Genomic DNA, 7322 nt, shown 5'->3' with positions numbered 1-7322 from the left:
GGCCGGAGACGCGGGCGTAGCCGTCGGCCATGTGGCCGGCGCCCTGCTCGTGGACCACGGGGATGAGGCGGATGCCGGCGGGGGCGAAGATGTCCATGGCGTCCATGAAGGCGGAGCCCATGATGCCGAACATGTCGGTGACGCCGTTGGCGGCGAGGGTTTCGACGAAGGCTTCCGAGGGGGTCATGGCCTGCGGGCCGGCGGCGGCGGGGGCGCTGGCGCCGAGGGATTCGGGGAGGTGTTCGCTCATGGTGGTCAGTCTCCAGTCTTCGGTCTCAAAACGGAACCATACGTTCCGAAAAGTGTTTGTGAGTCGAATGTAGGATGAGCGCGAGCGACGGTCAACAGGAAATTTCGATAAACGGGACGATTTGTATCTTAAAGTGAACCAAATCGGGGCTTGGACCCACAGTTACCTCTGACTGGCTCTAACCGCAACGGGGCGGGCTTCCTACCATAGGGCTACACCGCGCCCCAATGCGGACCGAGGCGATTCTTCCCGAGAGCAGGACGCCACCAGAACGAGAGGACGCAAAGACGTCCCAACCAGACGGAGACATGGCATGCCTCATGCTTATTACCTCTTCCTCCTCGAGCAGGCACCGCCCTGGTGCCAGGCTACCCGTGCCGGTGCTTTGCGCAGCGGCATACAACCCAGTCAATGTTGAGGAGGTTCATCATGCGTTGGATCAAGCAGCTCGCAGCAAGCGTTGCCATGGCGGCCGTGGTCGCCCCGGGCGCGTATGCGCAGACCAGGGAAGTCGTCATCGCCTACCAGGACATGGTGGTGCCGTGGCGCTATGCGCAGGACATGAAGGAAGTCGAGAAGCAGACCGGCTACAAGGTCTCGTTCCGCCAGTTCGGCGGCGGAGGCGATGTGATCCGCGCGATGGCGTCGGGCCAGATCGCCATCGGCGAAGCCGGTACCTCGCCGATCGCTTCGGCCCTCTCGCAGGGGCTGGACGTGGAACTGTTCTGGATTCTTGACGATATCAACGCCGCCGAGGCCATGGTTGCGCGCAACGGCAGCAATATCAACAGCGTGGCCGATCTCAAGGGCAAGCGTGTTGGCGTGCCCTTTGTCTCCACCACCCACTACCACACCCTGGTAGCGCTGGAGCAGGCCAGGATCAATCCGCGCGACGTCAAGATCATGAATATGCGGCCGCCCGAAGTGGCTGCGGCCTGGGAGCGCGGCGATATCGACGCCACCTTCATCTGGGACCCGGTGCTGGCCAAGGTCAAGCAGTCGGGCAAGGTGCTGGTGACCTCCGGCAAGATTGCCGCCGAGACCGGCAAGGCCACCTTCGACGGCATGATCGCCAACAAGAAGTTTGCGCGCGAGAACCCCGAGTTCATGGTCAGGTTCGTCAAGATCCTGGCGGCGGCGGACGACAAGTACCGGCAGGACAAGGCCGGCTGGACAGCGGACTCTCCCATGGTGAAGGCCGTCGCCAAGGTCTCGGGCGCCAAGGCCGAATCCGTGCCTGCCAGCATGGCGCTGTACAGCTTCCCCACCCTGGATGAACAGGCCTCGCCGCGCTGGCTGGGCGGCGGCGCGGCCAAGGCGCTGCAATCGGCCGCGCAATTCCTGAAGGAGCAGGGCACGATCCAGACCGTGCTGCCGGACTATGGCCAGGGCGTGAACGCCGAGTGGGTCAGGCGTGCCCTGGCCACCAGGTCGCCGGCCTGACCTGCCTGGGCGCCATCGGGCGCGAAGAAAGCAGTGTGCTGCGGGGCGGGCGATGCTGCGTGCCGCAGCCTTCAATGACCTTTTTTCAGGAGTTTGCAGCAATGGCCAAACTCGAAATCGACAACCTCAGCGTCAACTACGGCGGCCGCGGCGGCGCCGAGACGCTGGCCCTGTCGCAAGTCAATCTCACCATGGAGCGCGGCGATTTCGTGGTCGCGCTGGGTGCCTCCGGGTGCGGCAAGACAACCCTGCTGTCGTGCATCGCCGGCTTCATGCAGCCCTCGGAAGGCGAGATCCGCCTCGATGGCAAAGCCGTGCATGGTCCTGGTGCCGAGCGCGGCGTCGTGTTCCAGAAACATGCGCTGATGCCCTGGCTCAACGTGGAGGACAACGTTGCCCTGGGCCTGCGCCTGCGCGGCGTGGCGCGCGCCGAGCGCCTGCGTCTCGCGCACGAGAAGCTGGCGCTGGTCGGACTGGAGAAGGTGGCGGCCAAACCGGTCTACCAGCTCTCCGGCGGCATGCAGCAGCGCGTGGGTATTGCCCGCACGCTGGCCAACGATCCAGCGGTGATGCTGATGGACGAACCGCTGGGCGCGCTGGATGCGCTCACGCGCGAATCGATCCAGGCGCTGATCCTGAAGCTGTGGGCGGCGGAACAGAAGATCGTGTTCTTCATCACGCACAGCGTGGAGGAGGCGCTGTTCCTGGCCACCCGCCTGATCGTGATGACGCCTTCGCCGGGACGCATCGCGCATACCTACGAAATGCCGTTCGCGCGGCGCTATATCGAATGCGGCGACGCCCGCGAAGTGAAGTCCGATCCGGAGTTCATCCGCTATCGCGAAGAAATCGTCAACCTGATCCATGCCACGCCCTGAGGAGCCCGACATGTCCGTTTCCGCTCAAAGACTCGAAACCGCGCCGGGCGCCGGTGCGGTGCCGGGCGCGCCTCCCGCGCGCCGGATGAAGGCCGTATCCGGCTACCGCCTGCCGGGCGAAGGCTCCAGCTCGCGCATTTCCACCATCACCGTGGTCTCGCTGCTGGCGCTGTGGTGGATCGCCAGCCACCTGCGCTGGCTGCCGCCGTTGTTCCTGCCCACGCCGGAAGCCATCGTCAGCGCGTTTATCGACGCCTGGAACGGCAATGTGCAGGGCGGGCTGCCGCTGACCGAGCACTTCCGCGCCAGCATGGTGCGCGTGTTCGGCGCCTTCGCTCTGGCCACGGTGACGGCGGTGCCGATCGGCGTGATGATGGGCGTGTCGCGCATCGCGCGCGGCGTGTTCGATCCGCCCATCGAGTTCTATCGTCCGCTGCCGCCGCTGGCCTACCTGCCGCTGATCGTGATCTGGTTCGGCATCGATGAGACGTCGAAGATCCTGCTGATCTTCCTGGCATGCTTCGCGCCGCTGGCGATGTCGGCGCAGGCCGGGGTGCGCTCGGTCACCATCGAGCAGATCAACGCGGCGTATTCGATGGGCGCCAACCCGTGGCAGGTGATCCGCCATGTGGTGATCCCGGCGGCGCTGCCGGACATCCTGACCGGCATGCGCATCGCCATCGGCTTCGGCTGGACCACGCTGGTCGCCGCCGAGATGGTGGCGGCCACGGCAGGCCTTGGACAGATGGTGCTCAACGCGTCGAACTTCCTGCGCACCGACGTGGTGATCATGGGCATCGGGCTGATCGGGCTGATCGCCTATACCTTCGACCTGCTGATGCGCAAGATGGAGAAGTGGCTGGTGCCCTGGAAGGGGAGGATGTAAGGCTTGGGGAGAACCGGGAGGCGGTGTCCGCCGCCCGGTTCCTGCGTATGCCTTAAAACGTAGCCGCCAGCTCCCTGGCCGTCTCCTGCAAACGCGGCACGAACTCCAGCGAGCGCGACAGCGGCGAGCGGGCCGTGGGCGCATGCACCGCCAGCGCCGCCACCACGTGCCCGCGCTCGTCGCGCACCGGCACCGCCACGCACGAGATGCCCGCGACGAACTCCTCGTTGTCCACGCCGAGCTGCTTGTGCGCGCTGCGGTCCAGCTCGGCTTCGAGCAGTTCCACATCGGTGACGGTATTCGGGGTGAAGCGCTCCAGCGGCAATTGCCGCACCAGCGCCGCGCGCTGCTCGCGCGGCAGCAGCGACAGCAGCAGCTTGCCGCTGGCCGAGCAATGCAGGGGCACGCGCGATCCCGGCTTGAGATCGAGCCGCAGCGGCCACGGCGCTTCCATGCGGTCCAGGTACAGCACCGAGGTCTCGTGCAGCATGGTCAGGTTGACCGTCTCGCCGATGTCCGCCACCAGCCGCGCCAGGATGGCATGGCGCAACTGGCGCGAGCCCGAATGCGTGACGATGGCCACGCCCAGCCGCGAGAGGCGCGGCCCGACCGCGTAGGCATTGCGCGCGCCGGGCTCGCGGATCACCAGTCCGCCTGCTTCCAGGGCGCCGAGCATGCGATGCAGCGAAGCCTTGGGCGCTTCGAAGCCTTGCATGATCTCCGCCAGCGACAGGGGCCGGTCGGCCGCCACCAGGAATTCGAGCAAGGCGAAGGCACGCAGCGTGGGGGTATCGCGGTCCGCCGCGGCGTCTGCCGTGACGTGGAGCACCGGTGCCGCATCCGCCAGTTCTTCGACGCGAACCGGTGCTGCCTGACGCACGGTCTTGCCTGTTTTTGATTTGGGTGCTTCAGGAGGCGCTTTTTTCGCCGATGCGGTTGCTGTTGCCGATTTCAATCCAAACTCCGTTCCGGAAAACGAGACAGATTGATTGTATTCCAGTTCAAGGCGTCGATTGTTGCGCCATATTCGCCATATGCGTCAAGAGCTGGCTGGGAAATGCATCCAGGGCCCATTGCGGCAGCCTCGAAGAGCGCTGGCGTATGCGACCGTTCTCCCAGGAGAGGATGAGGCGTGGGCGCAGTGCGGAGTTGGCGAGCGCGAAGGACCTGTCCGCGACCTCGAAAGCAGGGGTGAAGTTGGCAAGCTCGGCGGCGATTGAATCCGGCGACACCACCGGAATACGGCTGGCAAACCAGCGATCTGCCACGGTCGTCTTGCCAGAGCCGTTGGGCCCGGCGATCACCCACAGCTGCGGCACGGGTCAGATGGTCCGCACTACGGTGATCTTCCCGTCGAGATCGACGCTTGCGAGCTGTTCGCTGCCATCGGGGTTTTTCTTGACGACGAAACCGGGATACTTGGGATCGGCGTAGTAGACGGGCCGGCCGTTGTCGAGGTGCTCGCGCGCAGCGGCCTCGCCTTGGGTGACGATGGCTTGCTCAAACTCCGCCGAGGCGCGGAAGACCTCGCTGCCCGGCTTGATTGCGCTCTGCCGCATGTTAGCTCCTTCGCGCATGTGCGCGTCTCCGGTGCCTCCATTTTCGCACACGGCGGTGGCGACTGCCGCGCGGCGAGCAGGGTGATTTACCCAGCATGCGGCACTATGGTTCACGGACTTGTGGGTAGGTTGGGATTGCCGGATTGCCGACGCACCTGCGTGCACTGCAGGTTTGCTCCCCGGTCCCACTTGTGAGAGGGGCCGGGGGAGAGGGCGGGCGCTGCAAATGCGTAGCACGCTGGATAAAACGAATGGTTTCGGTTCCTGTGGCTCCTGGCCAAACTACCCCTCTCCCCATCAGGGAAGAGGGAGTGACAGCAGGCGTCATTTCACTCGGTTCTGGCGCATCCGGTCAGCTTCGTCCAACGCTTAATGCGGGCTTCAGCGCCTTCAAGCCACCGCAATCGGCCGGTCGCCCGCGATGGTGGTGCGGTGCAACTCGCGGTCGAAGCCGTCGTAGTCGTTCATCGCCAGGTGCTGGGTGCAGCGGTTGTCCCATACCGCCAGCGCGCCGGGCGTCCAGCGGAAGCGGCAGGTGAATTCCGGCCGCACCGCATGGCCATAGAGGAATTGAAGCAGTGGCGCGCTTTCTTCCTCGGTCATGCCTTCGAAGCGCAGCGTATAGGTGCTGTTGACATAGAGCGCCTTCTTGCCGGTGGCGGGGTGGATGCGCACCACCGGATGCGTGACTTCGGCGCTGGCGCGCTCGTCGGTGCGCACATCCATCTTGTGCGCCGGATCGCCGTTATTGACGACCGCGCCCTTGGCGCCGTACGAACGCACCGGGCTGTGCACGGCGCGCAGCGTGTCGAGCACCGCCTTCAGGCCGTCCGACAGCGCGTCGTAGGCGCGGTACATATTGGTCCACATGGTGTCGCCGCCGTAGGGCGGGATCACGCGGGCATACAACGCGGAGCCCAGCGGCGGGACCTCCGCGTAGCTCATGTCGGTGTGCCACAGGCCGCCAAAATTGCGCTTGGTCTGCTCGGCCTTGCCCTTCATGACCGGCAGGATTTCCGGGTGCCCCTGCAACGCGCGGATGAACGGCACTTCCAGCAGTTCGCCAAAGCGGGCGCTGAACGCCTTGTGCTGCGCGGGCGTCAGTTGCTGGTCGCGGAAGAAGATCACAAGGTTGTCGTGCAGTGCCGAGCGTATCTCGGCGAAGGTCTCGTCGGGCAGCGGTCCGGCAAGATCGACCCCGCTGATCTGCGCGCCGAGCGCGCCGGCAATGGGCTGGACATCGATGACTTTGTATTGCGACACGGCTGGTCTCCTCTGGTGGGTGGGATGGTCGGGGTTCATTGGGCGGCGATACTGGCGCTGCGCACCAGCGTGCCCCATTTGCGCGATTCCGCTTCGATATAGCGGCCGAAAGGCTGCGGCCCGGCGCCGGACACGATGCCGCCCATCTCGTCCAGCTTCTTGCGTACGTCGGGCATCTTCAGCACGGCTTCCAGTTCGGTGTCGAGCCTGGCGATGATGGGCTTGGGCGTGGCCGCCGGCACCAGCACGCCGAACCAGCCGGCGATCTCGTAGCCGCGCAGGCCGGCCTCGGCCATGGTGGGCACGTCGGGCAGTTGCGCGGAGCGTTGCGCGCTGGTGATGGCCAGCACGCGCAGCTTGCCGGCTTTCACCAGCGGCAGCGCGGAGGGCATGTTGTCGAACATCACCGGGACATGTCCGGCCATGGTGTCGTTCAGGCCGGGCGCGCTGCCTTTGTACGGGATGTGGGTCATCTTCACGCCCGCGGTGGCGGCGAAGAGTTCGCCCGCGAGGTGCAGCGAGGTGCCGGCGCCCGGCGTGGCGTAGCCCAGCGGGGCCGCTTGCCGCTTGCCGTAGTCGATCAGGTCCCGCACCGAATGCACGGGCAGCGCCGGATTGACCACCAGCAGGTTCGGCACCGCCATCAGCATGGTCACCGGCGCCAGGTCCTTGAGCGGGTTGTAAGGCAGGTCGGGATAGAGCGAGGGATTGATGGCGATCGGGCCGATATTGCCCATCACGATGGTGTAGCCGTCGGCCGGCTGCTTGGCTGCATAGTCGGTGCCCACGTTGCCGCCGGCGCCGGCCTTGTTTTCCACCACCACCGGCTGGCCGAGCCGCTCGCCCAGCTTCTGGCCGACGATGCGCGCCAGCATGTCGGTCGAGCCGCCGGGCGGGTAGGGCACGACCCATTTGATCGGCCTGGCCGGCCAGGCATCGGCTGCCCGCGCGGGCAGCGAGGCGGTGGCCGATGCCAGCAGCGCCACGGTCAGGATGGGGGCGATGGGTTTCATCTTGTCTCCTTGGAAGGGATGAGGATGCGG

Annotated in this window: 9 protein-coding genes; 3 read left to right on the top strand and 6 right to left on the bottom strand. The window is 65.8% G+C overall.

Translation table 11 applies throughout. The features are described from left to right. On the bottom strand, positions 1-250 hold a 250-nt coding region (locus P3W85_RS41335), incomplete at its 3' end, for a thiamine pyrophosphate-binding protein (protein ID WP_276269071.1). A gap of 429 nt (positions 251-679) precedes the next feature. On the opposite strand from P3W85_RS41335, the gene tauA reads away from it, so the two are divergent. The 3 genes from tauA (at position 680) to P3W85_RS41320 (ending at position 3457) form a co-directional block, all read left to right on the top strand. After that, complete coding sequence (gene tauA / locus P3W85_RS41330) at positions 680-1693, top strand: taurine ABC transporter substrate-binding protein (RefSeq protein ID WP_017226946.1); 1014 nt, start codon at positions 680-682, stop codon at positions 1691-1693. 101 nt (positions 1694-1794) lie between these two features. Next, positions 1795-2571 (top strand): taurine ABC transporter ATP-binding protein, encoded by a 777-nt coding sequence (locus tag P3W85_RS41325; protein WP_035811752.1) that lies wholly within the window; start codon positions 1795-1797, stop codon positions 2569-2571. Positions 2572-2581: 10 nt separating this feature from the next. Next, the gene (locus P3W85_RS41320; protein WP_430869712.1) at positions 2582-3457 is read left to right on the top strand and encodes an ABC transporter permease subunit; all 876 of its coding nucleotides are present in this window, start codon (positions 2582-2584) and stop codon (positions 3455-3457) included. A 52-nt stretch (positions 3458-3509) separates the two neighbouring features. Here the strand turns inward: P3W85_RS41320 and P3W85_RS41315 are convergent, their stop codons facing one another. The 5 genes from P3W85_RS41315 to P3W85_RS41295 form a co-directional block, all read right to left on the bottom strand. Next, entirely contained in the window at positions 3510-4286 is a 777-nt protein-coding gene (locus P3W85_RS41315) for an IclR family transcriptional regulator (RefSeq protein WP_276269074.1), read from the bottom strand. 172 nt (positions 4287-4458) lie between these two features. After that, positions 4459-4776, bottom strand: coding sequence for a hypothetical protein (locus tag P3W85_RS41310; protein ID WP_276269070.1), 318 nt, complete (start codon positions 4774-4776; stop codon positions 4459-4461). Between the two features lie 3 nt (positions 4777-4779). Beyond that, complete coding sequence (locus tag P3W85_RS41305) at positions 4780-5016, bottom strand: hypothetical protein (RefSeq protein WP_017226941.1); 237 nt, start codon at positions 5014-5016, stop codon at positions 4780-4782. A gap of 390 nt (positions 5017-5406) precedes the next feature. After that, a complete protein-coding gene (locus P3W85_RS41300) occupies positions 5407-6279 on the bottom strand; it encodes a TauD/TfdA dioxygenase family protein (protein ID WP_017226940.1) in 873 nt (290 codons plus the stop codon). 35 nt (positions 6280-6314) lie between these two features. Then, positions 6315-7292 (bottom strand): Bug family tripartite tricarboxylate transporter substrate binding protein, encoded by a 978-nt coding sequence (locus P3W85_RS41295; protein ID WP_017226939.1) that lies wholly within the window; start codon positions 7290-7292, stop codon positions 6315-6317. Positions 7293-7322: the final 30 nt, after the last annotated feature.

Origin of the sequence: Cupriavidus basilensis (genome assembly GCF_029335485.1) — a bacterium.
Lineage (GTDB): Bacteria > Pseudomonadota > Gammaproteobacteria > Burkholderiales > Burkholderiaceae > Cupriavidus > Cupriavidus basilensis_E.
Note: the sequence above shows the minus strand (reverse complement) of the source record. Positions and strands in the feature narration are given on the sequence as shown.